The sequence below is a fragment of the Vibrio sp. RC2502 genome, assembly GCF_054850435.1.
In genome coordinates this window covers 395,396-419,668 of the sequence record NZ_CM141453.1, presented here as the reverse complement: position 1 = coordinate 419,668, position 24,273 = coordinate 395,396, and the positions used below count along the sequence as shown (strand labels likewise).

22 protein-coding genes are annotated in these 24,273 nt (G+C 46.2%); 7 read left to right on the top strand and 15 right to left on the bottom strand.

Annotated features, from left to right (window positions below; genetic code table 11):
* Positions 1 to 106 precede the first annotated feature (106 nt).
* The 4 genes from yqiA to nudF form a co-directional block, all read right to left on the bottom strand.
* Positions 107 to 691 carry an esterase YqiA gene (gene yqiA / locus ACYJZR_RS02015; protein ID WP_015296221.1) on the bottom strand — a complete coding sequence of 195 codons (585 nt, stop codon included), beginning with the start codon at positions 689 to 691 and terminating at the stop codon, positions 107 to 109.
* A gap of 48 nt (positions 692 to 739) precedes the next feature.
* Positions 740 to 1,546, bottom strand: a complete 807-nt coding sequence (cpdA, locus tag ACYJZR_RS02010; RefSeq protein WP_406966376.1) for a 3',5'-cyclic-AMP phosphodiesterase — start codon at positions 1,544 to 1,546, stop codon at positions 740 to 742.
* Positions 1,547 to 1,607: 61 nt separating this feature from the next.
* Positions 1,608 to 2,051 (bottom strand): DUF1249 family protein, encoded by a 444-nt coding sequence (locus ACYJZR_RS02005; RefSeq protein ID WP_005482022.1) that lies wholly within the window; start codon positions 2,049 to 2,051, stop codon positions 1,608 to 1,610.
* Positions 2,051 to 2,701 carry an ADP-ribose diphosphatase gene (gene nudF, locus ACYJZR_RS02000; protein ID WP_005497056.1) on the bottom strand — a complete coding sequence of 217 codons (651 nt, stop codon included), beginning with the start codon at positions 2,699 to 2,701 and terminating at the stop codon, positions 2,051 to 2,053. The genes ACYJZR_RS02005 and nudF overlap by 1 nt, the downstream gene beginning before the upstream one ends.
* Positions 2,702 to 2,930: 229 nt before the next feature.
* On the opposite strand from nudF, the gene vpoC reads away from it, so the two are divergent.
* Positions 2,931 to 4,259, top strand: a complete 1,329-nt coding sequence (gene vpoC, locus ACYJZR_RS01995) for an efflux RND transporter outer membrane protein VpoC (protein ID WP_005455451.1) — start codon at positions 2,931 to 2,933, stop codon at positions 4,257 to 4,259.
* A gap of 217 nt (positions 4,260 to 4,476) precedes the next feature.
* Here vpoC and hldE read toward each other — a convergent pair whose 3' ends face one another.
* From hldE to ACYJZR_RS01980, 3 genes are all read right to left on the bottom strand, one after another.
* The gene (gene hldE / locus ACYJZR_RS01990) at positions 4,477 to 5,907 is read right to left on the bottom strand and encodes a bifunctional D-glycero-beta-D-manno-heptose-7-phosphate kinase/D-glycero-beta-D-manno-heptose 1-phosphate adenylyltransferase HldE (protein WP_005497052.1); all 1,431 of its coding nucleotides are present in this window, start codon (positions 5,905 to 5,907) and stop codon (positions 4,477 to 4,479) included.
* A 77-nt stretch (positions 5,908 to 5,984) separates the two neighbouring features.
* Positions 5,985 to 8,828, bottom strand: coding sequence for a bifunctional [glutamate--ammonia ligase]-adenylyl-L-tyrosine phosphorylase/[glutamate--ammonia-ligase] adenylyltransferase (glnE, locus tag ACYJZR_RS01985; RefSeq protein ID WP_406966377.1), 2,844 nt, complete (start codon positions 8,826 to 8,828; stop codon positions 5,985 to 5,987).
* A gap of 108 nt (positions 8,829 to 8,936) precedes the next feature.
* On the bottom strand, positions 8,937 to 10,193 hold the full coding sequence (locus tag ACYJZR_RS01980; protein WP_005455439.1) for a methyl-accepting chemotaxis protein: 1,257 nt from the start codon (positions 10,191 to 10,193) through the stop codon (positions 8,937 to 8,939).
* 48 nt (positions 10,194 to 10,241) lie between these two features.
* Between ACYJZR_RS01980 and ACYJZR_RS01975 the strand changes: the two genes are divergently transcribed.
* Positions 10,242 to 11,060, top strand: coding sequence for a potassium channel family protein (locus ACYJZR_RS01975; protein ID WP_005455438.1), 819 nt, complete (start codon positions 10,242 to 10,244; stop codon positions 11,058 to 11,060).
* A gap of 62 nt (positions 11,061 to 11,122) precedes the next feature.
* Here the strand turns inward: ACYJZR_RS01975 and ACYJZR_RS01970 are convergent, their stop codons facing one another.
* Positions 11,123 to 12,658 carry a CYTH and CHAD domain-containing protein gene (locus ACYJZR_RS01970; RefSeq protein WP_020840070.1) on the bottom strand — a complete coding sequence of 512 codons (1,536 nt, stop codon included), beginning with the start codon at positions 12,656 to 12,658 and terminating at the stop codon, positions 11,123 to 11,125.
* A 212-nt stretch (positions 12,659 to 12,870) separates the two neighbouring features.
* Between ACYJZR_RS01970 and ACYJZR_RS01965 the strand changes: the two genes are divergently transcribed.
* The 3 genes from ACYJZR_RS01965 (at position 12,871) to ACYJZR_RS01955 (ending at position 15,730) form a co-directional block, all read left to right on the top strand.
* Complete coding sequence (locus ACYJZR_RS01965) at positions 12,871 to 13,551, top strand: TIGR00153 family protein (protein WP_005479163.1); 681 nt, start codon at positions 12,871 to 12,873, stop codon at positions 13,549 to 13,551.
* A gap of 130 nt (positions 13,552 to 13,681) precedes the next feature.
* Positions 13,682 to 14,941, top strand: coding sequence for an inorganic phosphate transporter (locus tag ACYJZR_RS01960; protein ID WP_005479165.1), 1,260 nt, complete (start codon positions 13,682 to 13,684; stop codon positions 14,939 to 14,941).
* Between the two features lie 177 nt (positions 14,942 to 15,118).
* Entirely contained in the window at positions 15,119 to 15,730 is a 612-nt protein-coding gene (locus tag ACYJZR_RS01955; RefSeq protein ID WP_005455434.1) for a TIGR04211 family SH3 domain-containing protein, read from the top strand.
* Between the two features lie 93 nt (positions 15,731 to 15,823).
* Here the strand turns inward: ACYJZR_RS01955 and ACYJZR_RS01950 are convergent, their stop codons facing one another.
* Positions 15,824 to 16,507: a general secretion pathway protein GspB gene (locus ACYJZR_RS01950; protein WP_021450183.1), complete on the bottom strand. Its 684-nt coding sequence runs from the start codon at positions 16,505 to 16,507 to the stop codon at positions 15,824 to 15,826.
* Positions 16,507 to 18,126, bottom strand: a complete 1,620-nt coding sequence (locus tag ACYJZR_RS01945) for an ExeA family protein (RefSeq protein ID WP_021487208.1) — start codon at positions 18,124 to 18,126, stop codon at positions 16,507 to 16,509. The genes ACYJZR_RS01950 and ACYJZR_RS01945 overlap by 1 nt, the downstream gene beginning before the upstream one ends.
* 138 nt (positions 18,127 to 18,264) lie before the next feature.
* On the opposite strand from ACYJZR_RS01945, the gene ACYJZR_RS01940 reads away from it, so the two are divergent.
* Complete coding sequence (locus tag ACYJZR_RS01940; protein WP_274015825.1) at positions 18,265 to 19,485, top strand: multifunctional CCA addition/repair protein; 1,221 nt, start codon at positions 18,265 to 18,267, stop codon at positions 19,483 to 19,485.
* A gap of 52 nt (positions 19,486 to 19,537) precedes the next feature.
* On the opposite strand, the gene ACYJZR_RS01935 is transcribed toward ACYJZR_RS01940, so the two are convergent.
* Genes ACYJZR_RS01935 through folB form a run of 3 tightly spaced genes read right to left on the bottom strand, consistent with a single transcriptional unit; the run spans position 19,538 to position 21,195 of the window.
* Complete coding sequence (locus ACYJZR_RS01935) at positions 19,538 to 20,341, bottom strand: undecaprenyl-diphosphate phosphatase (RefSeq protein WP_005497040.1); 804 nt, start codon at positions 20,339 to 20,341, stop codon at positions 19,538 to 19,540.
* A 15-nt stretch (positions 20,342 to 20,356) separates the two neighbouring features.
* Positions 20,357 to 20,839, bottom strand: coding sequence for a 2-amino-4-hydroxy-6-hydroxymethyldihydropteridine diphosphokinase (folK, locus tag ACYJZR_RS01930; RefSeq protein WP_023584970.1), 483 nt, complete (start codon positions 20,837 to 20,839; stop codon positions 20,357 to 20,359).
* Entirely contained in the window at positions 20,836 to 21,195 is a 360-nt protein-coding gene (gene folB / locus ACYJZR_RS01925; RefSeq protein WP_005465889.1) for a bifunctional dihydroneopterin aldolase/7,8-dihydroneopterin epimerase, read from the bottom strand. The genes folK and folB overlap by 4 nt, the downstream gene beginning before the upstream one ends.
* A 248-nt stretch (positions 21,196 to 21,443) precedes the next feature.
* Here folB and plsY point away from each other — a divergent pair, with 248 nt between their 5' ends.
* Positions 21,444 to 22,055, top strand: a complete 612-nt coding sequence (gene plsY, locus ACYJZR_RS01920) for a glycerol-3-phosphate 1-O-acyltransferase PlsY (protein WP_005479185.1) — start codon at positions 21,444 to 21,446, stop codon at positions 22,053 to 22,055.
* A gap of 21 nt (positions 22,056 to 22,076) precedes the next feature.
* Here plsY and ACYJZR_RS01915 read toward each other — a convergent pair whose 3' ends face one another.
* Together ACYJZR_RS01915 and tsaD are read right to left on the bottom strand one after the other, a co-directional pair.
* A complete protein-coding gene (locus ACYJZR_RS01915; protein WP_406966378.1) occupies positions 22,077 to 22,892 on the bottom strand; it encodes an alpha/beta fold hydrolase in 816 nt (271 codons plus the stop codon).
* 157 nt (positions 22,893 to 23,049) lie between these two features.
* Positions 23,050 to 24,066: a tRNA (adenosine(37)-N6)-threonylcarbamoyltransferase complex transferase subunit TsaD gene (gene tsaD, locus ACYJZR_RS01910; protein WP_011105657.1), complete on the bottom strand. Its 1,017-nt coding sequence runs from the start codon at positions 24,064 to 24,066 to the stop codon at positions 23,050 to 23,052.
* Between the last annotated feature and the right edge of the window lie 207 nt (positions 24,067 to 24,273).

Sequence of the window (24,273 nt, the reverse complement as noted above, 5' to 3'; positions counted from 1 at the left end):
TTAAGATCTTTAGGCAAAACATAGTCGGAAAGCATACCGCCTATGTCAAGAAACAGTTGGATATATCAATAAAAACTATGAGCCTATTCCAATCGTCTCATTAGTATTACAGTTCAAGGAATTCGATAATCTTAGCAGGATAACGCTCAAAGCCTACAAAACTGTGATCACCGCCTTGTTCTACCGTTTGCTTAGCTTTTGCAAACTTATCTACCGCTTGGCGATAGTCTAAAACCTCGTCTTCGGTTTGCTGCAACAACCAGAAAGAGTTAGGCGACGCGATGCTTTGTACATCAAGAGCTTTTAACTCGTCAATATGACAAGCTTCAAGTGTATAGGTTTCATGCGTGTATGGGTTGGTTTGCTCCCCCAAATAATCAACAAGCAACTCATAAGGTTTAACTGCAGGGTTCACGACAACCGCTTTAAAACCGTACTTCGCGTTTAACCACGTCGACATGTAACCACCAAGCGAGCTACCCACTAAGCCAATGTTGTAGTCGTCTTTGTATTGCTCAACAATATCCAACAACAATTGAGCCGCTTGTTCAGGAAAGCAAGGCAATTGTGGGACGATGACTTTGATGTCCGGACGATGCTGCGCGCAATATTCTCTCATTAAATTGGCTTTCATTGAGAGCGGTGAGCTGTTGAAACCGTGGATGTACAATAGAAGTGAAGGTTTACTCATAGAAGTCTCGCATGAAAAAGCGAGCCCGAACTTAGAGCTCGGGCATCATTAATATCCGTTGGAAGAGAAATCTGGCTGGAATTGGCCTTCTGGTAAACGGTCGACATGGGTTGTGATGTCGCCGTTGGTGTGCATTTCTAGCTCACGCCAACCTGGGGATGTGGTATCAAGCGCGAAATCATCGGAATTCGGCTTAAACTGGACACACGTTGATGGTGTTGCCATCACTCGAATACCTTTGTGTATTACGTTCATGTCTTGATGAACATGCCCACACAAAATGCCTTTTACATTGTCGAATCGATCCACAACTTGCCAAAACGCTTCTGCTTCTTTCAACGTATGCTGATCAAGCCAAGCGCTCCCCACCAGCAAAGGATGGTGATGCAATAAAACCAGTGTATGACGCTCAGGAAATTCCGTTAATTTCTCTTCCAAAAGAGTCAACTGCTGATCGCTTAAACGCCCATGAGGCACGCCTACTACTTGAGAATCAAGCAAAATCAATTGCCACTTTTCACCCAGCAACACATGTTCTGCCGCTTGAATTTGTGGTGAAGGTAACACACTGCCCATATTGGGTTTGTAATCGTGATTTCCCGGCAGCCAATAACAATCCTTTTGCAGCGGCGCAATGCCATCAGCAAATCGTTGATAAGATTCAGCGCTATGATCCTGTGAAATATCGCCAGTCGCTAAAATGTAATCAAACCCCACTTTGCGGCGCAAAACTTCGTTAACCACAGCAGAAAAGCTGTCGGCTGTTTTTACGCTCAGCAAACTTCCCTCGTCTGCAGCGAACAGATGAGTATCCGTGATTTGTAAAAGTTTGATGCTGTCATTCGATGATTGCAAAATGAAAACCTGATTCGTTCACTCTATAGTTTCTTGTTATTTTCCTTGAATGACGTGACGATCAATTGAAGGCAAGCGGCGTTCTACTAATGCCACTTCGTAAACAAAACGTCAGCCATTCACCAAGGAACGTATTAAGTTGATGCTTTTCATCTCTCTGCATCAACTGGTCATTGGGATAATCATATTTAGCTTTAATGCGTGAGAACTCTCCGCTTGAGCATACTTCAGCCACTCTCGCATCGTGATAAAGCCTGACAGACATCGTCGGCAAAGGAAACACTGGCGTTTCATCACTCTGACATATCTCAACAACTGTGGTGTATTTTGTGATTTCATTCACGGTCAGTTGGTAAACCATGTTCGCCGCTTGATAGCAACGTACATCCCCAACCTCAGCAGAGACAGGCAGTAAGGCATTTAACTTAGCGTAATTGGTCTCATAGGTTCTCATCAGACCCGCTAAATCAACATGATATCGCTGTTTTTCAGCCACCTGCGCCATTACTTACTCTCCACTATTTGGGGATATCCCCATTGTGACCTCAACTCTTGATGGTTTAATTGCAACCATTGCAACGCAATAATAGAAGCACCATTCTCAAATATTCCGTCTTTCACCCATTGGTACGCTTGTTCACGACTTAGCACATGAACTCGAATGTCTTCATCTTCATAGTCTAAACCATGAATGCCGTGCGCTTTAGAAGCATCAACTTCACCAACAAACACATCCAGTTTTTCAGAACATCCACCGGAAGAAGGATAATAAGACGTGACTGATGCCACTCGCCCTACGGTAATGCCGGCTTCTTCTTCGGCTTCACGGCGAATCACCTCTTCTGCGGATTCATCGCGATCGATCATACCAGCGACAATTTCTAGCTGCCAAGGGTGTTCATGTTCCAATGCGCCAATGCGGATCTGCTCAATGATAACCACTTGATCCGTTTTAGGATCGTAGGGCAGCATTGCCGCGGCATGGCCACGCTCGAACATTTCTCGTTCAACCACGTCGCTCCAACCACCAGCGAATAGCTTATGCTTAAAACGGTACTTCACCATTTTAAAGAAGCCTTCAAACACAGATTCTTTCGAGATGATTTCTACGTCTCGTGAAGTAAACTCATCTTGTCGTTTGTCACACTGTTGCATTCAACACCTCTCTGAGTGAATCTTGTAGTTTACTCATTGTTAATCACTTGCTCAAAGGACTTGGCTCAACTTTTTGTACAATAGTTATAATTTATTTTAAGTCTGAGTCAAAAATTTATTGCACAGATGGACAATTACGTGTAAAAAAGTGCAAACTTTAGAGTAAATATCGTTCAAATTGAGTTAAACTACTGAGAATTAACCAATCTATTGACCGCGGGAATAGAAAATGAAAAAATTGCTTCCACTATTTATCAGTGCAGCGCTAGGTGGCATAAGTTCTTCTGCATGGGCAGATTCTTTAGCTGAAATCTACGACTTAGCAAAGCAAAATGATCCACAATTGCTCAGTGTAGCAGCACAGCGTGACCGAGCTTTTGAAGCAATCACCTCTAGCCGTAGTGCTCTATTACCACAAATCAACCTAACAGCGGGTTACAACCTGACTCGTGGCGATACAGAATACGATTCAAATCTTATTAGTGACGTGTCAAACGACTCAAATGCCCTAACTGCTGGCGTTAACTTCTCGCAAGAACTTTACAACCGCGCATCTTGGATCACATTAGATACTGCTGAAAAAAGCGCTCGCCAAGCAGATGCTACTTACGCAGCAGCACAACAAGGTTTGATCCTTCGCGTATCTCAAGCGTACTTCGAAGTATTGCGCGCTCAAGACAATCTAGTCTTCGTTCGTGCAGAGAAAGCAGCTGTTGGTCGCCAACTAGAGCAAACAAAACAACGCTTCGAAGTTGGTTTGTCGGCAATCACTGACGTTCACGATGCTCAAGCTCAGTACGATGCAGTACTAGCGGATGAAGTGTTGGCAGAAAATGACCTGATCAACAGCTACGAATCGCTACGTGAAATCACTGGTCAAGAACACAAAAACTTAAACGTTCTTGATACTAACCGTTTCTCTGCAACACGTACGAACAGCCCTGCTGAAACGTTGATCGATGAAGCGAAAACGAAGAACCTTAGCCTATTGTCAGCTCGTATTTCACAAGACATCGCGCGCGACAACATCTCGCTAGCTAGCTCTGGTCACCTACCAACACTGTCTCTAGACGGTGGTTACAACTACGGTGATACTTCAAACAGTGCTCGTGATAACACGACGGATAACTTCAATATTGGCGTTAACCTAGCAGTGCCACTTTACACTGGCGGCAACGTGACATCACAAACCAAACAAGCTGAGTTTGCGTACGTTGCAGCAAGCGAAGATCTTGAAGCTCAGTACCGTAGCGTAGTGAAAGATGTTCGTGCACAAAACAACAACATCAACGCTTCTATTGGTGCGTTAAAAGCGTATGAGCAATCTGTAGTTTCAGCGAGATCTGCGCTAGAAGCGACAGAAGCTGGTTTTGATGTAGGTACTCGTACTATCGTTGATGTTCTAGACGCAACTCGTCGCCTATACGATGCGAACAAAAACCTTTCAGACGCTCGTTACAACTACATCCTGAGTGTTCTTCAGCTTCGCCAAGCGGTTGGTACACTAAGCGAACAAGACATCTTGGATGTGGATGCAGGTTTGAAACCAGCGAAATAACGTTCAGTTATACAATGAAATTAAAACGCCAGTTGATTCTTCAACTGGCGTTTTTTGTTGTCTATCATTCGATGCAAATTACCTAACATTGTACGCCTAGCGATTATCTCGCAAATGCATTGCCATACCAGAACGTAACGTAGGACAGCAAGCATAGAAAAACAAAAAGGCCGCTTTGCAGCGACCTTTCAGATAGTGTTGTTCAAAGCAGTAAGGCTTAGCCTTTGCCGCCTTTAATTGCATTGATGATTTCGCTGGTTGAGCAACCATCTTCAAAGTTCAAAACACGAACTTCACCACCTGCTGCAATCACTTCTTTACCACCGGCAATCTCTTCTGGTTTGTAGTCACCGCCTTTCACTAACATGCTTGGCAGCACTTCAGAGATCAGACGCTGTGGCGTATCTTCACTAAACGGTACAACCCAGTCAACTGCACCTAAACCTGCCAATACTGCCATACGGCGATCGGTTGGGTTTACTGGACGACCAGGGCCTTTTAAACGCTTTACAGACTCATCGGTATTTACTGCGACAATTAGGCGATCACCTAGCTCAGCAGCATGATTAAGGTAAGACACATGACCAGCGTGAAGAATATCAAAACAACCATTAGTCATAACGACTTTCTCGCCACGAGCACGTGCTTTTTTCACCGCTTCGATCAGTGCTTTTTCTGAGATGACACCAAAGTCGGTATCTTGACTGCCATGAACCGCTTCTGCCAATTCAATTTCAGACAGCGTCGACGTACCCAATTTACCCACGACAACGCCAGCAGCTGCATTAGCAAGTGCACACGCTTCTTCAAAGGATTTACCTGCCGCAACCGACGCGGCAAGTACAGAAATCACCGTGTCGCCAGCACCTGTTACGTCGTAGACTTCTTTCGCTTGCGTTGGTAGATGGAATGGCTCTTGGCCGCGACGAATCAACGTCATACCGTGCTCACTACGTGTTACCAATAGCGCTTCAAAATCAAACTCTTCAACAAGTGCCAGTGCTTTCTCTACCAGCTCTTGATCCGATTTCACTTTACCGACCACATCTTCAAACTCTTTCATGTTTGGTGTCAGTAGAGTTGCACCGCGGTAACGTTCAAAGTCCGCACCTTTGGGATCGATGAAAACAGGAATATTCGCGGCTCGCGCTTTCTGAATATACGCTTGAACGTGCTCTAGAGAGCCTTTTGCGTAGTCAGACATGATCACCGCTTTCACGTTTGGTAGCGCTGCATCCATACGAGACAGAACCGGGGTCGCGTCGGTATTCTCAAACTTATCTTCGAAGTCAAGACGGATAAGTTGCTGGCCACGGCTCATAACGCGTAATTTAGTAATGGTTGGATAATCAGGCAACGCAACAAAATCACACTTCACGTTCAATGCGCTGAGTGTTTCCGTTAGCACTTTTGCTGGCTCATCTTCACCAGTCAGACCAACAATGTGAGCATGACCACCTAGTGACGCGATGTTCATCGCAACGTTCGCAGCACCACCCGGACGCTCTTCATTGTTTTCTACTTTTACAACAGGTACTGGTGCTTCTGGCGAGATACGTCCAGTTGGGCCATACCAGTAACGGTCTAGCATGACATCACCGATGATGAGCACACCAGCGCTGTTGTAATCAGGTAGAATTGGTTTCATTATTGGTCTCCAAAAATTAAATCGTGGTGAGTTTAGCACAGCCTTTTTCTAGGCTGAACCTTGAGCACTACTTCTACTTAGGCGAACCACTGGTTCCATGCTTGCTTCACCCATTCTCTTTCTGCAACAAACTTATCTTCAACCACATCAGCATCCAAATTAAGCAGGTTTCTGTGGTGTATTTCGTTACGCATCGTCGTGTACGCGCGTATCAGTTGCATCGCTTGGTCTTCCTCCATGACACCTTGAGCAATTAGCGTTTCATATATTCGGACATTGTCACACCAACGCGTAAGCTTAGGTTTCTCGTGACTATAGTTAAGCACCAAATATTGAGCCAGAAATTCGATATCGGTAATACCACCGACGTCTTGCTTGATCATGAAGCGACCAGATTTCTTACCGCCTAAATGATCGCGCATTTTTTCGCGCATCTCGACGACTTCTTTTTTCAACGTTTGCTCATCACGCGGTTTACACAACACATCATGACGAGTGTTATGGAAAGCAATCGCCAATGGTTCATCACCATAAATCATGCGAGCGCGCACTAAAGCTTGATGCTCCCAAGTCCACGCATCTTGATGTTGATAATCATCAAACGCATCGGTTGGACTCACCAACAGGCCGGACGCACCAGAAGGACGTAAGCGAGTGTCCACTTCGTATAGAATGCCTGATGCGGTGCGGGTTGAGAAAATATGGATGATGCGCTGTGCTAAACGAAGGTAGAACTGGCGGCCGTCAATTTCCTTCTTACCATCGGTGTATACATTAACTGGGCAGTCGTGCATAAAGACAATATCTAAGTCTGAGTTGTAGCCCAACTCCCATCCACCGACTTTACCATAACCGATCACGGCAAAGCCTTTGCCTTCACGGTCTTTCACGTGTGTTGGCTCGCCGTATTTTTCAGACACTTGAAGCCACGCTTGGCTGACCACCGCTTCAACAATGGCTTCTGCTAGATAAGTTAAGTGGTCACTTACTTTCATGACTGGCAGCACGCCAGCGATATCCGCTGCGGCAATACGCAGAATACAAATTTGCTTAAACTGACGCAGCGCTTCCATTTGCTGCTCCATATCATCTTCGGGAATACGGGCAAGGAAATCGCGCAATTCAGTGCGATAGCTATCGAGTGGAATTGGGTTGTACAGTTGTTGAGGATCTATCAACTCATCCAGAAGGATTGGATAACGAGACAACTGTTCGGAAATCATTGGACTTGCGGTACACAAGCGCACCAACTGCACCAATGCGGCAGGGTGTTCATCCAACAATTCCAAGTACGTCGTGCGCGTGCAAATATTGTGTAGTAAATGCAACACTCGCGGTAAACCAAATTGAGCATCTGGGTGGGCAAACACCGCATCAAACACTTTTGGCATCAAGCGGTTTAAGACCTCTCGCCCACGGGGGCCGAGCGTTTTCTTGGCCAAGTCGGCTTTAAAGTTGATGATAGCTTTAGAGAATATGGCGGGCTCTTCAACTTGAATGTCCTGCTCTAAAATCAGCTCTAGCACATCTTGTTTATTGGCCATATCCCATAATTCATGGAAATGACGAGCAATCGTGCTGCCCTCATCTTCTTCGTCGTCACCAATCAAGGTTTCAAATACTTGATGGACTTTATTCATGTGCTGCTGAGCTTGTTCGATGAGCAGATCCCACGACTCTAGCTGCATCGCAGTTGCCAGTTTTAAACGCTCAATGTCGCAATCGGGCAGCGTTTGAGTCTGCTTGTCTGCCATTGCTTGCAGTAGATTTTCTAGCTGGCGTAAATATTTATATGCCGCTTCCAGATTGCTGACCTCTTGCGGGGTTAACAGTGCAAGCTCTTCAATACCACTTAGGGTTTCGAGCAAGCCACGATTGCGCAAAGATGGCTCTCGCCCGCCGCGAATCAGTTGGAAAACTTGCGCGATAAACTCAATTTCTCGAATACCACCAGCACCCAGCTTGATGTTGTTGGTTAAACCGCGACGTCGCACTTCACTGCTGATCATTGATTTCATGCGGCGCAATGACTGAATCGCACTAAAGTCGATGTAACGACGGAACACAAACGGACGCAACATTTTGCGTAGCTCTTGATATTGCGGATACATTTCGCATCCCATCACGCGCGCTTTGATCATCGCGTAACGTTCCCAGTCTCGTCCTTGCTCTTGGTAGTAATCTTCCAACGCGGCATAGCTCATTACCAATGGGCCGCTTTCTCCAAATGGACGCAACCGCATGTCGACACGATAACAAAAACCATCAAACGTCTGTTGATCGAGTGCTTTGATGATCCGCTGACCAAGACGAGTAAAGAACTGCGCGTTAGCAATACTGCGGCGGGCACCTTGGGTTTCGCCGTTTTCAGGGTAAGTAAAAATCAGGTCGATATCGGAAGAGAAATTCAGTTCACCGCCGCCTAGCTTGCCCATCCCAATGATCAACATCGGTTGAGCTTCACCCTCTGCATTTGTTGGCGTTCCCCATTCTGCGCAGCAAATTTTGTATTGCCATTGGTATGTCTCAAAGATCATCGCCTCTGCCAATTGGGACAAATGACGTAATGACTCTTCAAGTGTCCAAGCATGTAAGAAGTCTTTCCACGCGATGTAGACCATTTCTCGATTTCGGAACTGACGCAGAACGCGATGACCAGAGATTTCATCTGGGCATTCTGCCAATAAAGCGGCCAGACGGGTGCGATAAGCTTGGTGTCGGCTAAGCTCACTTAACATCGTTGGTAACTGCTGCGCGAGAGCCTCGTCACGGTGAATGGTTTCCGTAATAAATTGGCTCAACGCCGAGACGTAATGAAACTGCTCTACGACCTCATTTGGCCATGATTGAAGGTAACCCGCTTCTTGGGCATTTTGAACGGCAGATTCGGCGACAGAGACCAGTGACGAAGGCAGCTGCATGTTTCTTCCTTGTGTGAAAAGCACGGTGATTCATTCTTTATACCAGACTTAAAGCAAATAAAAACGCCCACAAAAGGTTTGTGGGCGTTTTATCAAATCCAATTCGCTTTATACGCTAAATGACTTAATCTTCTTATCTAGCTCTTCGGCGTTACTTTGCATCATTTCAGAGGTTTCCAGTAACTCTGTGACCACCACGACCGATGCTTCAACCAGCTCACGAACGTTCGTCAAGTTCTGGCTCATTTCTTCCGCTACACTGCTTTGTTGTCCTGAAGCGGTGGCTATTTGGAAGTTCATGTCGTTGATTTGTGTTACTTGAGCAACAATGCCATCAAGCTCACTACCCGCGTTAGAAACCAGTTCCACGCCTTCAGCCGCTTCGACAACACTTTTCTCCATCAAATCAACCGCAGAAGTCGCGCTGGCCTGTAGCTGAGTGATCATTTCTTGAATTTCCACCGTCGCTTGTTGCGTGCGCTGCGCAAGGTTACGAACTTCGTCCGCCACCACAGCAAAACCACGCCCTGCTTCACCAGCACGCGCCGCTTCAATCGCTGCATTCAAAGCAAGCAAGTTGGTTTGCTCAGAGATGCCTTGAATCGTACCCACTACGCTACCAATCGACTCAACACGCTCTTCGACTTGGTTTACGGCTTGTGCAGAAGACGCAATATCTGAAGATAGCTCGCTCATTTTCGCCACTGTGCTTTGCAAGAACTGTTGACCCGTTACGGCTTGCGTGGAAGCCTGTTCCGTCAAAGAAGAAGCCGTTTGAGCATGATCGGCCACCGTTTGTACGGTCGATGACATCTCGCTCATGGCCGTCGCCAGTTGGTCAATCTCGTTGAACTCTTCTTGCGCCGACTCTTTAGTTTCTGACATGCTCAATGTCATCACTTCCGTCAATGTCGCTAGCTCGTCTGAGGCGTTGATTTGCATTTGAATCACGTCATGCAGTTGGCGACGCGTTTTCTCTAGCTCTCGTGCCACATCTCCGTATTCATCTTTACAGTCCATACCAAATGGTACCGACAAGTTTTTGCTCGCCATTAATTTGATGGCTTCATTGAGATACTGAGTTTGGCGCAGCATTACGCGTGCGGCGGCCAACAGTAAAGCCACAAAAACGACGATAAGTAGCGCGGTCTGCCACACGACTTGAGTCAAATACGCTTCATAATGTTGTTGAGCAACTTGCGCATTTTGAGTGGCTGCTAAAAGTGAATCGTAAAATGTGTTTGCGTCCCAAAGTTGTTTTGCCACGATCAGAACGGTACTGAATACCATCAACATGACCATTTTCGGTACAAGTCGAATGTCGGATATGACCCTTTCCCATGGCTTGAATGCCAGCTTTTCCATTGTCAGTTCTCCACTGAGTCTTATATAGTTTTTACATCTCTTATAGTTATGTTTGCGCTTGGGTTCTATCACGCGATTTATTTCGAGCTTCGTATGAAAAATAATGATATCAAAGACAGCACTCGACCGATGGGCCTGTTGTCACTAATCTTGTCCTTTATGGCGTTATTTGTGATCTCTGGCCTGTTGTTTTTTCCAATTGATAACGAAACCCGTCAAGTTCTTATCGGTCTGGATTTTATAATCTGTAGTATTTTTCTATTGCAGCTCACCATTGATTTGATCCGCTCCACAGATCGACGTTCATTTATTAAGCTGCATTGGATAGATTTTGTGGCCAGCATCCCAATGATCGAGCCATTACGCTTTGCTCGCATCTTTCATATTTTGCGCGTGGTGTTGGTGCTGCGCTCTTCAAAGTTCATTCTGCATCAGCTCAAAGAAAACCGCCGAGAAACGACCGTCGCGTCCATATTGCTGTTGATGGTGATCCTCATAACGCTCGGCTCCACCGCCATGCTGTTTATCGAAGCCAAAAACCCAGCTGCGAACATCCGTACTGGAGCTGATGCTTTGTGGTGGGTCTTTGTGACCATCTCCACTGTGGGTTATGGCGATCATTATCCAGTGACCTCTGGAGGAAAGTTTTTAGCCGTCATCATCATCGTTTGTGGAGTGGGGATCTTCGGTATGATCTCTGGTGTGATTACGTCGATTTTAACCGCTCCGACTAAACAGCAAGATCACCGTTCTAAGAACAAAGAGCGGATGTTAGAACAGCTATTAGAACAGCAAGAACAAATCCTTGAGCGACTAACTCTTATCGAAGAGGAAATGCAGCAACGCAAAATTCAGACAAAAAAATAGGACCTATCGGTCCTATTTCTCTTTAAATTAATGAAGATAACGCGGCTTTACACTCGCCTATCTTATTTTTCACGCCAGTACGGCTGAGTCTCTACGCTGATTGCTCTTGTTTGATCCATTGCATGAAGAATCGAACGCTCTTGGCGGTGCAGCCAACGCTCTAGCTGTTCTTTCTCTTCATTTTCCAGCATATCGACCAAAGGCAATAGATGGTTCAGCATCAACAGATCATCAATGCCATGCACTAAGTCAGCCCAAGGAAGGCGGAAACTATTACGCTCGTCGAAGTTGTACAAGCTCGCAAAACCAATTCCAGTGTAAAGGTTACGCAGCAGACGGTAACGCTGATCCACATACTCTTGCGCAGACAAATCACGCTCTGCAGGGAAAGCTTCCATCAGCTCTGCCCAAGTGCGATCCAATTGCGTCACAGAAAACGGCATGATGTTGCTTGCCATCTTCTCGCGCGCTTTCTCATCCAAGAATGGCTGCCAGCCACGCGCTAAGATCCAGCGGCTAAGATCCAGCAGTAATCCTGTGTAACGCGCCGAACTCAACAATGTCAGCATCTCTTCACGACTTGGCAACTCTTCCAACTGTTGAGTCAACTCAGAGACAAGGAACTTACGCGCGTCAAGTTTGCGCAATACGTTACCTTTATCATCAAGCAACTCTTCAAGGTGAGCATGTTCATCAAGCCAAACGAGCTCTTCTTCTAACCACTTCAATTCTTGACGTAAGATAGCGCTCGCACGACGAGGCACTACGCCACCAAAAATGGTCAATGTTTGGCGAATAAAACGAATGGCGTTACTGATTTCACGCAGCGCTTCCACACTGTCGCGCTCTGAGTAAATTTGTTCGTGGTAATGCCAATGCGATAAAGCATGTTCAAGTGAATTGATTAAGCAGTATTCAACGGTGTCTGTTTTGTTACTGTCCACTAAAGAAAGCGGCTTCACTTCGTCGCCAGTGTAACCAGTCGCTAAACGGTAGCCTTTTGCGGCTTTGCTCAAGTTACCCAGACGCATCCCACCTTGTTCGCAGAAACTGCGCGCCAAAGTAAATAGTGCATCGGTCTGGCCAGATTTGAGTTCAAGTTCGACTTCACAAATCGGTTCTTGTCTCTCTTCTCCGTCTTCCCCTTGCGCGACAACCATGCCTTGGTCAAACGCGACCTCTACTTGGCTGCCATCTGGCATACCAATCAGCCACTGCTCACGCGTGAAGTTGGTCGAAAAAAGCGGAACTAACTCGGATTGTAGAGTCGCGACATCTTTGCCTGACGGCCAGATATCGGAAGGATGAAGCGAAAGATCAGGTTCATTATTTGTGTGCTCAGCATTGTATTCTGGTCTTTGATGTAAGCCTGCGACAACGCGTCCTGCGGTTTTTACGGTTTGGACGAAAACGTCATCAAAACGGCGAATTCTTAAACCAATGTCGTGCTGTCTTAGCCAATTGTCGGCTGTATCAAAATAGGTGTTACCCAAGTCACGACAACTATGCTGAAGTACTTTTGTTTCAGAAATTTTTGCTCGTAAAGTTTCTGAAAATTCAGGAGAAACAAAAAACTTCAGTTCTATCTCGGTTTCCATAGCTATACCTTTCAAAGCAGATAGAAACAGGATATTGCCTAATTTCTCGCACGGCAAGAAAGAAATATCACCCGAATGATGATCTAAAACAGTTTTAATGAGCCATTTAATGCGTTAACATGCGCGCCTTTATAGCCATCGTTCAACATTTCGCCAAGAACTAAGAAATGGTGTATGTTTTTTTAAGGTTATAGTTATTAGGTTGAATGACCATGCCAGTAAATACAATTATGGGGTTATTTGCAAAGTCCCCAATTAAGCCTTTGCAACGCCACGTTGTGTGTGTCAACGAATGTTGTTCACACCTGGTGAAGTTCTTTGAAGTTTCTTCAAAGGGTGACTGGGAAAAAGCATCTGAGATCCGTGCACAAATTTCTCATCTAGAGAAAGAAGCGGACGTGCTAAAACGTGAAATCCGTCTAAAACTGCCTCGCGGTTTGTTTATGCCAGTCGATCGTACTGACATGCTTGAGCTTCTGACTCAACAGGACAAACTTGCTAACCTGGCAAAAGACATTGCTGGCCGTGTATATGGTCGACAACTTGTCATTCCTGAGGCTCTCCAACCAAACTTCCTCGCTTACGTTCAACGTTGTCTTGATGCTGCTAACCAAGCGCAAAAAGTAATCAATGAACTTGATGAACTGCTAGAAACCGGCTTCAAAGGCCGCGAAGTGACGCTCGTCGCTGAAATGATTCATCAGTTGGACGTTATTGAAGATGATACCGATGCCATGCAGATTGAACTGCGCCAACAACTGATGGCGATTGAATCTGAAATGAACCCTATCGATGTCATGTTCTTGTACAAGATTCTTGAATGGGTAGGTGGTATTGCCGACCAAGCGCAGCGCGTAGGTGCTCGTTTGGAAGTGATGCTATCTCGATCTTAAAACATAAGTTAACGACATAACGAAGAGCATAATGAACACGTGTCAGATGGACGATGACTATTTTCACCGTCTTATGGTTTGGCGCGCGTAAAATTTTGCTCCGCTTGTTATAAAACAACTAGGTATTACGATGGATATCCTTGCGAACTACGGCACTGTCCTGATTATTGTTGCAGCGATTTTTGGTTTCATGATGGCGATTGGTATTGGCGCGAACGACGTTGCTAATGCGATGGGTACATCAGTAGGTTCAAAAGCGCTAACCGTAAAACAAGCTATCATCATTGCGATGATCTTCGAATTTGCGGGTGCATACCTTGCAGGCGGTGAAGTAACCGACACTATCCGTAAAGGTGTTATCGAAACATCTCTCTTTGCTAGCCAACCAGACATTCTTGTCTTCGGTATGATGTCAGCACTTCTTGCTGCTGGTACATGGCTGCTGCTTGCTTCTTACATGGGCTGGCCTGTATCAACGACTCACTCTATCATCGGTGCAATCATCGGTTTTGCATGTGTGTCTGTAGGTACTGAAGCGGTTGACTGGAGCAGCGTTCAAGGGATTGTCGGTAGCTGGATCATTACTCCGGTTATCTCAGGCTTCTTTGCTTACGTCATTTTCGTCAGCGCACAGCGTCTGATTTTTGATACTGAGAACCCACTATTCAACGCAAAACGTTTCGTTCCTGTTTACATGTTCATCACGACAATGGTGATTGCACTTGTAACCATCAAAAAAGGTCTGAAGCACGTTGGTCTTCACCTGACTAACGGCGAAGCGTGGATGTGGGCAGTAGCGGTATCTGCACTTGTTATGGCTGGCGGCTACTTCTACATTCAGAAAAAATTCGCTAACCGTGAAGAAGACCGCAGCTTTGCTGGCGTAGAAGGTATCTTCAGCGTTCTAATGGTAATCACAGCTTGTGCGATGGCATTTGCTCACGGCTCAAACGACGTAGCAAACGCGATTGGCCCTCTTTCTGCAGTAGTATCGACTGTTGAACATATGGGTGAGGTTACAGCGAAAAGCACTATCGCATGGTGGATTCTTCCATTGGGCGGTATCGGTATTGTTGTCGGTCTTGCAACAATGGGCCACAAAGTAATGGCAACCGTTGGTACCGGCATCACTGAACTAACACCAAGCCGTGGTTTTGCAGCTCAGCTTGCAACTGCATGTACGGTTGTATTGGCATCAGGTACTGGTCTGCCAATCTCTACCACTCAAACACTGGTTGGTGCGGTTCTAGGTGTAGGTTTTGCACGTGGTATCGCTGCCCTAAACCTAGGTGTAGTACGTAACATCGTGGCTTCATGGATTGTTACGCTACCAGCAGGTGCACTATTGGCTGTCGTATTCTTCTACGGCATTCAAGCGATGTTCTCTTAATACATCCGTCAATAGAATGTAAGCGCTTTGTCATTATTGACTCAAACGCACAGAAAGGGAGGCTTTGCCTCCCTTCTTTGTTGCACCGAACTTTGAAACTGCATACTATTCGTCTATTTCCGGCTCCAATCATTCGGTGCCAACGCTGTATCCAAGAAAATCGTTAAGGGATTTACTGTGAAAAAACTAATCATCACGGTTTTGTTTACTTTGCTAGCAGCACCAGCGGCACTAGCAGCAAACCGTTATATTTCTGATGACCTATTCACTTTCATGCACTCAGGTCCAAACAATACTTACCGTATCATTGGCAGCATTAACGCTGGCTCTAAAGTTCAGCTTTTACAAGCCAACAAAGATACAGGCTACACGCAAGTTCGTGATGACCGCGGCCGCACTGGTTGGGTACAAAGCAAGTTTGTGACAAATCAAGAAAGCATGGCAATTCGCCTTCCTCGTATTGAGAAAGAGCTGTCAGAAGTGAAAGAACAGCTAGCAAATGCTCGTCAAACTTCTGATACCGAGAAAGCGGGTCTAGTAACATCACTAGAAACTCGTAACCAACAAATTACAGATCTAGAGAAAAAATACTCTGAGATCAGCGACCAGCTCACTTCTGTTGAAACAGAAAACCGTGAACTTCGCGCCAAGCTGGATACGCAAAAAGATGACATGCTGCTTAAGTACTTCACTTACGGTGGCGGTGTAGCAGGCCTTGGTCTTTTATTTGGTTTGATTCTTCCTCATATCATTCCACGCAGAAAGAAATCACCTGCAGGTTGGGCATAACTGCCCCGCAAACTACCAGTTTGCACATAGCGGATACGAAAAAGGCCACATTCATGTGGCCTTTTGCTTATCTAATGGTTTCACGCGAGAGCACTAACCATCCCATTCGTAAAGTGCAGGGATTCGGATTTGCTCACCTTGGAATTCGACAATGACAGCCTGCGGCTGAATCTCTTTCAGCGTGACTTGTCCATCCACCACATCCCCTTGGTGATACTCCACATTATTGATTTTCACCCAACGACGATTGGCGTCACTGGCATACATATGCGTTTGCAAATTAAGGGCAGGAAGACGTCCTTGCCACTGCTGCGCATTGCGCTCCAAGTCATTCACCTGTGACGGCGCAGAAGTCGGCGCATCGTTTTGAGACAGCGCATTTTCCACTTTTTTGGCGAGATCTGGAGACAAGGAAGACAAGTCTAGATCATCCAATGACAAACCTAAGTCGTCACGACGATGCGTAGATGCTGTGCTCGTGACGGGAGTAGCCGTTGTCGGATCTGGAGCCTCACCCTCGTTGGCATACTCGGAGGGTTGCAAGAATGTCCCAATGTCGCGAGATAACTCGGCACTCGGCCATTCTCGTGGCAGTTGAGCAAGATCCGTTGATTCTGGATAATCTAAAACTTCAAATGGTTGTACGGCTTCCGCCACCACTACCTCTGGCGTAACCGCTTGAGTCTCTGGCGTAAGCAAATCTAAATGCCACGCAACCGCAATCGCTGACACGCTAATAGGCACAAGAAAGAGTCCAACATGTTTGATGACTGACATTACGCCTCCTCCTTGTTAATGCTTGCTAGTGTTGGCGCATTAGGTTGCACACTTTGTTGTAAGCGCTCTAACGTGCGATGACCCGCAATGCCATCCACACCGATGCCTTGCCAACGTTGGAACAGTTCCACTCGCTCTTTTAACGCACCGTCAAAAATAGACGTTTCCAGTGGTGATTCACTGACCGCTTTTGCAAGCAATTGGTCAAGCACTTCGATCGCCGGCCCTTCCATATCTAAACGCAACGTCTCTTTAAGCGGCGCTTGCCACAATTCAATGATGTTGCCCTGCCACATTGGTTTCAGCCACGAAACAGGTAAACGTAGACGCTGTTTGCCATTGAGCACTTCTACTTGGTCGTTGCCAACTGCATACAAAATCACGTAACCAACATCGCCTTGATAATTCAGCTCTAAAATAACCGGTCGATTTTGCTGCATCAGCAAGGGCCACGTTGCCATTTTTCTTTCACAACGCATGGTGGATTGAGGCTCAGACAAGCAAAGATTATCGCGCACTGATGCTCGATATCCCCAAAGGCGGTAAAGATCATTCACGGCAAGATTGGATTGTTTCTGCGCCAACAGCATATCGCGCTGCGCATCAGTTAGCTGCTCACTTGCCATAAGAGGAGCAGGAGTAGACGAAGACGCAGCAACGGGTACTTCCGACATCGGAGCCTTTGGCTTCATTGGCATGTAATTTATTGCAGCCCAGCCGACACCAACCGCTGCCATTACACCAATAGCAGCCGATCCCCACGCTGGCCATGTAAAAGATTGACGAGGTTTATCTTGCTGGTAAATGTCCGCCTGAAACTGCATGACTTCTTCGCAGGCTTGTTGCACCGTCTGTTTATCGACAACGACACTGCCCTGGTGATAACTCATATTCAATGCTTTATCACAAATCAGGTTGATGAGACGCGGAATGCCATGGCTATACTTCGCAATCAACTTACTGGAACTGCGATGAAACAGTTGCTGATCACCACCAGCCGTGTGCAAACGAAACGCGATGTAATCCGCAGTCTCTTTCTCATCAAGAGGTAACAGATGATAACGGCCAGTGATACGCTGTGCGAGCTGACGCAACTGCGTAGTCTGTAACAAGCGTTGCAATTCTGGCTGCCCTACCAACAGCACTTTAAGCAGCTTTCTGGTATCGGTTTCTAAGTTCGTTAACAAGCGCAGTTGCTCAAGTACATCGGCAGCAAGATGCTGAGCCTCATCAATGACGAGCAACGTCTGCCAACCCACCTTGTGGTTACGCAGCAAATAATGATGTATGACTTGGTTTAGCTGTTTTAACGTCGCATCCTGCGGATAAGAGATCTTAAATTCATCGCAAATCGCTTCTAGCAGATCTCGGCTCGAAAAAGTCGGATTGAGAATCAGCCCCGCTTTGGTGCTTTCATCTAAATTCGCGAGCATGGCTTTGGCCACTGTCGTTTTGCCTGTTCCTACCTCACCGGTCAGCATGGCAAAACCACCGCCGTCGCCCAATCCCGCATTGAGGTGCGTGATCGCTTCTTTATGACGTTGGCTTAAATACAAATAACGTGAGTTGGGAACAATCGAAAACGGCTGCTCAACAAACCCAAAAAAGTCCTTATACATTAGGATCTCCAGCTAAAAACCCATCCCAAAAGAATCAAATATGATGTAAACATAGTTGCATCTGTTCTTGGGAGTAAAGAAAAGTACCATTGCTTGCTACAATGTCCAACGTCATATCCATAAATTCAGAGGTAATTCGTGCAAGTTTATTTAGTAGGTGGCGCAGTTCGAGATCAATTGCTCGGCATTGACAGTTATGACAACGATTGGGTGGTAGTCGGAGCCACACCAGAAATGATGCTTGCTCAAGGATACACTGCCGTCGGAAAAGACTTTCCTGTTTTTCTTCATCCTAAAAATAAAGAAGAACACGCACTTGCACGAACCGAAAGAAAATCAGGCTCAGGTTACACGGGTTTTGACTGTTTCTTCGATCCAAGCGTAACGCTAGAAGAGGATTTGATTCGCCGTGATTTAACCATTAACGCCATGGCGATGGATGATAGCGGCCAGCTGTACGATCCTTATGGCGGCCAAGCCGATTTGAATAATCGCATATTGCGTCATGTATCAGATGCTTTTGTGGAAGATCCCCTTAGAGTACTTCGGGTCGCACGTTTTGCTGCAAAACTTGCCTCGCTGGGATTTACGGTAGCAAAAGAAACCATGCAACTCATGCGCGACATGGCAGACTCAGGTGAACTCAATACGCTAACCCCAGAACGCGTGTGGCAAGAGTGGCATAAATCGCTTTCAACGCCTCGTCCCGATGTGTTTATATCAGTATTGCGAGATTGCGGCGCGTTAGCCGTCGTGCTACCAGAAATCGATGCGTTGTTTGGGGTACCTCAACCTGAAAAATGGCACCCAGAGATCGATACGGGTATCCATATGTTGATGGTAGCAGAGCAAGCCGCAAAGCTGAGCACGTCACTCCCTGTTAGATTTGCCGCACAGGTGCATGACTTAGGGAAAGGCGTGACACCAGAGAGCGAATGGCCTAGCCATAAAATGCATTGTCATACCGGTTTAAAGCTAATTAAAAAACTGTGCGAACGTGTACGTGTACCGAATGAATTTAAAGATTTAGCGCTCATGGTCTGCGAGCAACACTCCAACATTCATCGCGCCGCTGAGTTAAAGCCGCAAACCATCATCAAAATCCTGAACAAGTTTGATGTATGGCGCAAGTCGGAGCGCTTAAAAGACATTCTAATTTGCTGCCAAGCGGATCATGCAGGCCGCAAAGGTTTAGAAGACCAACCGTATCCACAAGCGGATATTTTTATGCTGGCCTATCAAGCAGCGGCATCAGTAGATGTGCAAGCCATCATTCAGGATGGCTTCAAAGGTCCAACTATTCGTGATGAACAAGAAAAACGACGTATTGAAGCGGTCAAAGTCGCTTTAAATAAGTAACGCCAAAATAAAAACGCCCGCTCAATTGAGCGGGCGTTTTTGTTTTCAATGATTAAGCACTAAGCAAGAATGCAAATAGGCCCACACCTAGAATCAGACGGTAAATCACGAATGGCGTCATGCCCATGCGTGAAATCATCTTCAAGAAGAAGTGGATACAGATGTATGCGCTAATAAATGAAGTCAGAATACCAGTCAGCAAAAAGCCTACGTGCACAGGCTCACCGCTGGTAACCAGCTTCATACCCAAGTAGCTACCAGCTAATGTGATGATAGGAATCGACATCAAAAATGAAAAACGCGCTGCCGCTTCACGGGTGAAGCCCAAATATAGAGCGGCAGTGATCGTTGCGCCAGAACGTGAAGTCCCAGGGATCATCGCAAGTGCTTGAGCAATACCAATAAACACCGCTTTCTTCCAGCCAGTTTGGTACTCATCGGCAACAAGCTTGGCATTCTTATCCACCCACCAAAGCAACAAACCGAATACGATGGTGGTTGTCGCAATCACATAGGCACTGCGCAGGTAGACTTCGATAACGTCTTTCATCAGCAAACCGAACACACACGCCGGAATCGTCGCGATCACGATCATCCATGCCAGTTTTGCTTCTTTACTGCGGTCACCTTTGAAGATCGAAGCAAACAATGCTTGGAATAAAGTGATCACTTCGTGGCGGAAATAAATTACAACCGCCATCAATGTGCCGACGTGTACTGCCACATCAAACGCTAGACCTTGGTCGGCCCAGCCGAAAATAGCAGAGGGTAGGATCAAGTGCGCAGAGCTGGAAATGGGCAAAAACTCTGTCAGACCCTGAATCAGAGCCAAAATAAAGGCTTCAAAATAACTCATGTAAACAACTCAAATTTAAAGTGAAAAAGAAACTGGTTTGAGTGAATCAACGGGCTGCATAGCATGCCAAATGTCGGCTACAGTGCGTCCATCGCCGGGGATCACTAAATGAGGTTCGAGATCATACAAGGGCTTTGTGACAAAAGGATATTTGTAGATATCACTGCGAGGTAGCTCCGGTTTTTGTGTCGAGATGCACTCACCGAAGAGCACTATATCGAGATCCAGTGTTCGATCCTGATACTTTTGCGCATTTTCCTCACGCCCCCACTTATATTCAATCTCACGTAAGTGGTGACTCAACTCTTCGAGTGACAACTTTGTGCGCATCACAATCACAAAGTTGTAGAAGTTTTGGCTACTAAAGCCGATAGGTTCACATTCGTATATCGGTGAGACGAGGAGATCTTCGCCGAGCTTCTGCAACTCGAGATAGGCAACCTTAGCGTGTTGCTCTCTGTCTATGTTTGTCCCCACACCGATATAAGTGGTGATCATGCTTGGCCTCGTTCAATCACAACCCCAACAGATCGTGCCTGAGGAACGGCGCCCGGTTTCGCTAAACGAATCTTCACCCAAGGGACGCTGAAGCGTTGCATGATAAGTTCTGCAACTTCTTCCGCCACGCGCTCTACCAACAAGAAGCGACCATTTTCAATATGATTTAATACTGCTTCACTCACCTGTGAGTAATCTAAGGCATCTTGAACATCATCACTTTTACCCGCAGGCTTGTTGTCGTGCGCCATTTCAATATCCAGAACCAACTTTTGTTTAATTTGTTGTTCCCAGTCATACACGCCAATCGTGGTGATTACTTCTAACTGTTCAATAAATACTTTATCCAGAGCCATCTTATGTCCTTCTTTACAGAGGTCGGATACCCGTCAGGGGTAATTTGATCGTAATATTCTATACCTAAGTAACCTTTGGCTAGGTCATCGAAATGTTACTTAGGTATAAACTGCGCTGCATCTTTATATACAAGAACTCACATAATGCAAGCTCTATCGCAGAGAGTATTTCAGCTCACCGCTGAATCAGGCTATGATACCAACTACGCGGGAACTGAGCATTAATTTCCAATCCATCAAGGACTTCTATGGACGCACTGGCACTAATAATGACAATGGCCGCCTACTTACTGGGTTCTGTTTCCAGTGCGGTGTTGATTTGTCGCCTGTTAAAACTGCCAGACCCTCGTAACGTTGGCTCAAACAATCCAGGCGCGACCAATGTATTGCGCATTGGCGGAAAAGGCGCGGCCGTATCGGTGTTGTTGTGCGATATGCTCAAAGGGACGATTCCAGTTTGGGGGGGGTACTTTCTTGGTATCGATCCTATCATTCTTGGCGTTATTGCTATCGCGGCGTGCCTTGGTCACATGTACCCAATTTTCTTCCACTTTAAAGGGGGTAAAGGCGTCGCTACCGCGCTTGGTGCCATTGCTCCAATTGGCTTAGACCTCACAGGCCTAGTTATGCTGACTTGGCTCTCGGTTGCCGTCCTGTTTCGCTACTCTTCCCTTGCCGCACTCGTCACTGTGTTAGTCACACCGTTTTATACTTGGATGTTCAAACCGCAATACACCCTGCCCGTTGCCATGTTGTGTTGTCTAATCGTGTTTAAACATCATCAAAACATTCGCCGTTTACTTTCGGGTGAAGAGCCTAAAATTGGTGAAAAGAAACTGACAGAAAAAAACTCGGCATAACGCCGAGTTTTTAAATGGATTTTAAGCGTGAACTTTGTTTAGGAAGTTCAACAGCATCTGATTCACAAACTCGGGCTGTTCAAGCGAACTGATATGACCCGCATCTGGAATCTCCACCAACTCACTGCCCGTAATGCAGTCATTCATTAGGTAAGATTCAAATACCGGACGCGGCTTATCTTCTCGACCAACTGCGATCAATGTTGGCAGTGCGAATTTTTCTGCATCTTCAATCACATCACGTCGCCCAAACACCATGCGACCGATACGAGCAATTTCTACAGCTCGCTCACCTGTTAGCAATTCAAGGCTTTGTTTAAATGAAGCAACCAATTCTGGGTGAACTTGATCCGCGTTATTCGCAAAGAACAGTGGTGCAACTGCTTCGATAATAGGCTCAGGAACACCTTGAACTTGGCTGATGGTATCTAGCATCGCAAAGTATTTTTTATGCGTCACTTCTGGTTCCCAACCAATAAAGGTATCCATCAACACCAATGACTTCACTCGTTGCGGGGCTTGAGCGGTCAGTTCCGCGCCCCACATGCCGCCAACAGATAAGCCAACAATGGAAAATTTGTCGATTTCCAAATGATCCATTAGCGCCAGCATGTGTTGGGCATAATCAACTAAAGACGTGGTCGAAGCAGGAGCGGCGTCCGATTCACCATGCGCCCATAAGTCAGGCACAATACAACGATAGGACTGACTCAAAACTTCAATTTGAGGCGCCCACATTTGGCAATCCCACAAATAGCTATGTCCAAACAGCAGCACAGGCCCTTCGCCTTTGTCTAGGTAAGCAAGTTGCTGACCTTCAATTTCAAACTTCTTCATTGTTATATCCATTTATTATTCTTCCGCGCCATCCTATCACTGAACACAAAGAAAACTGCTCACATCAGTCTGGAAATCTCGCGCCTTTTTCTTAGGGAAATAAACCACAAAAACAAAGGCCTCTATAAATAGAGGCCAGTCAATATACAAGGTTTGATTACGCGATTGGCGTTAGCTGGTCAATTGGCCAGCGCGGACGCGCTTCCACCGACATATCTGCGACTTCACCGTTCTTCAAACGTTGCATACCCGCATACGCAATCATTGCACCGTTGTCAGTACAAAACTCGGTACGTGGGTAATACACTTCACCACCGATTTTCTTCGCAAGCTTCTCAAGCTCTGCACGCAAGCGACGATTCGCACTTACACCACCAGCAATAACGATGCGCTTCATACCGGTTTGCTCTAATGCACGCTTACATTTAATTGCCAACGTTGCACAAACGGCTTCTTCAAAAGCGTATGCAATATCAGCACGAGTCTGCTCGTCATCGCCATTCGCTGCAATCGTGTTTGCCGTGAAGGTTTTCAAACCCGAGAAACTCATATCCAAACCCGGCACATTGGTCATTGGTCGTGGGAACTTAAAGCGACCCGGAGTACCTTTCTCTGCTAGCTTAGATAACAGAGGACCGCCTGGGTAATCTAGCCCCATCAGCTTAGCCGTCTTATCAAATGCTTCACCGGCTGCATCATCAATGGATTCGCCTAGAATCTTGTATTCACCAATGCCTTTTACTTCCACCATCATCGAGTGACCGCCAGAAACCAACACCGCCACAAATGGGAATGGTGGTGGGTTGTCTTCTAGCATTGGCGCAAGTAAATGACCTTCCATGTGATGAACAGGAACAGCAGGCACACCCCATGCGTAAGCAATACTGCGACCGATGGTTGCACCCACTAGCAAAGCACCAACCAAACCAGGACCGGCCGTGTAAGCCACGCCGTCGATGTCTTGGGATGTTAAGTTTGCTTCTTTTAGTGCCTCTTTAATAAGAGGAATGGTTTTCTTTACATGGTCACGTGAAGCCAACTCTGGCACCACGCCGCCGTAATCCGCGTGAAGTTTTACTTGGCTGTAAAGCTTGTGCGCCAACAGGCCTTTTTCATCGTCGTAAATCGCGATTCCTGTCTCGTCACAAGAGGTTTCGATACCAATAATGCGCATGGTTTTCTCAGTATGCTTTCTGTATAGAGGAAATTTGGGCGTCATATTACCTCGCCTTGGTGCTTCAAACAAATTTTGTACAGACAATAAACGACAAAAGGCTTTACAAAGCCGTTGTGATCGGATTAAAATTCCGCACCATTTTTGATCAAGCTGGTAAGTGACCAAACAATTATGATTTGGTCTGTTGAATGCCAGCGTTAACGA

Bases quoted from the DNA above. Each gene is read 5' to 3' on its own strand.
- yqiA (WP_015296221.1), bottom strand. From the start codon at position 691: ATGAGTAAACCTTCACTTCTATTGTACATCCACGGTTTCAACAGCTCA.
- ACYJZR_RS02005 (WP_005482022.1), bottom strand. From the start codon at position 2,051: ATGGCGCAGGTGGCTGAAAAACAGCGATATCATGTTGATTTAGCGGGT.
- nudF (WP_005497056.1), bottom strand. From the start codon at position 2,701: ATGCAACAGTGTGACAAACGACAAGATGAGTTTACTTCACGAGACGTA.
- vpoC (WP_005455451.1), top strand. From the start codon at position 2,931: ATGAAAAAATTGCTTCCACTATTTATCAGTGCAGCGCTAGGTGGCATA.
- hldE (WP_005497052.1), bottom strand. From the start codon at position 5,907: ATGAAACCAATTCTACCTGATTACAACAGCGCTGGTGTGCTCATCATC.
- glnE (WP_406966377.1), bottom strand. From the start codon at position 8,828: ATGCAGCTGCCTTCGTCACTGGTCTCTGTCGCCGAATCTGCCGTTCAA.
- ACYJZR_RS01980 (WP_005455439.1), bottom strand. From the start codon at position 10,193: ATGGAAAAGCTGGCATTCAAGCCATGGGAAAGGGTCATATCCGACATT.
- ACYJZR_RS01975 (WP_005455438.1), top strand. From the start codon at position 10,242: ATGTTTGCGCTTGGGTTCTATCACGCGATTTATTTCGAGCTTCGTATG.
- ACYJZR_RS01970 (WP_020840070.1), bottom strand. From the start codon at position 12,658: ATGGAAACCGAGATAGAACTGAAGTTTTTTGTTTCTCCTGAATTTTCA.
- ACYJZR_RS01965 (WP_005479163.1), top strand. From the start codon at position 12,871: ATGCCAGTAAATACAATTATGGGGTTATTTGCAAAGTCCCCAATTAAG.
- ACYJZR_RS01960 (WP_005479165.1), top strand. From the start codon at position 13,682: ATGGATATCCTTGCGAACTACGGCACTGTCCTGATTATTGTTGCAGCG.
- ACYJZR_RS01950 (WP_021450183.1), bottom strand. From the start codon at position 16,507: ATGTCAGTCATCAAACATGTTGGACTCTTTCTTGTGCCTATTAGCGTG.
- ACYJZR_RS01945 (WP_021487208.1), bottom strand. From the start codon at position 18,126: ATGTATAAGGACTTTTTTGGGTTTGTTGAGCAGCCGTTTTCGATTGTT.
- ACYJZR_RS01935 (WP_005497040.1), bottom strand. From the start codon at position 20,341: ATGAGTTATTTTGAAGCCTTTATTTTGGCTCTGATTCAGGGTCTGACA.
- folK (WP_023584970.1), bottom strand. From the start codon at position 20,839: ATGATCACCACTTATATCGGTGTGGGGACAAACATAGACAGAGAGCAA.
- folB (WP_005465889.1), bottom strand. From the start codon at position 21,195: ATGGCTCTGGATAAAGTATTTATTGAACAGTTAGAAGTAATCACCACG.
- plsY (WP_005479185.1), top strand. From the start codon at position 21,444: ATGGACGCACTGGCACTAATAATGACAATGGCCGCCTACTTACTGGGT.
- ACYJZR_RS01915 (WP_406966378.1), bottom strand. From the start codon at position 22,892: ATGAAGAAGTTTGAAATTGAAGGTCAGCAACTTGCTTACCTAGACAAA.
- tsaD (WP_011105657.1), bottom strand. From the start codon at position 24,066: ATGCGCATTATTGGTATCGAAACCTCTTGTGACGAGACAGGAATCGCG.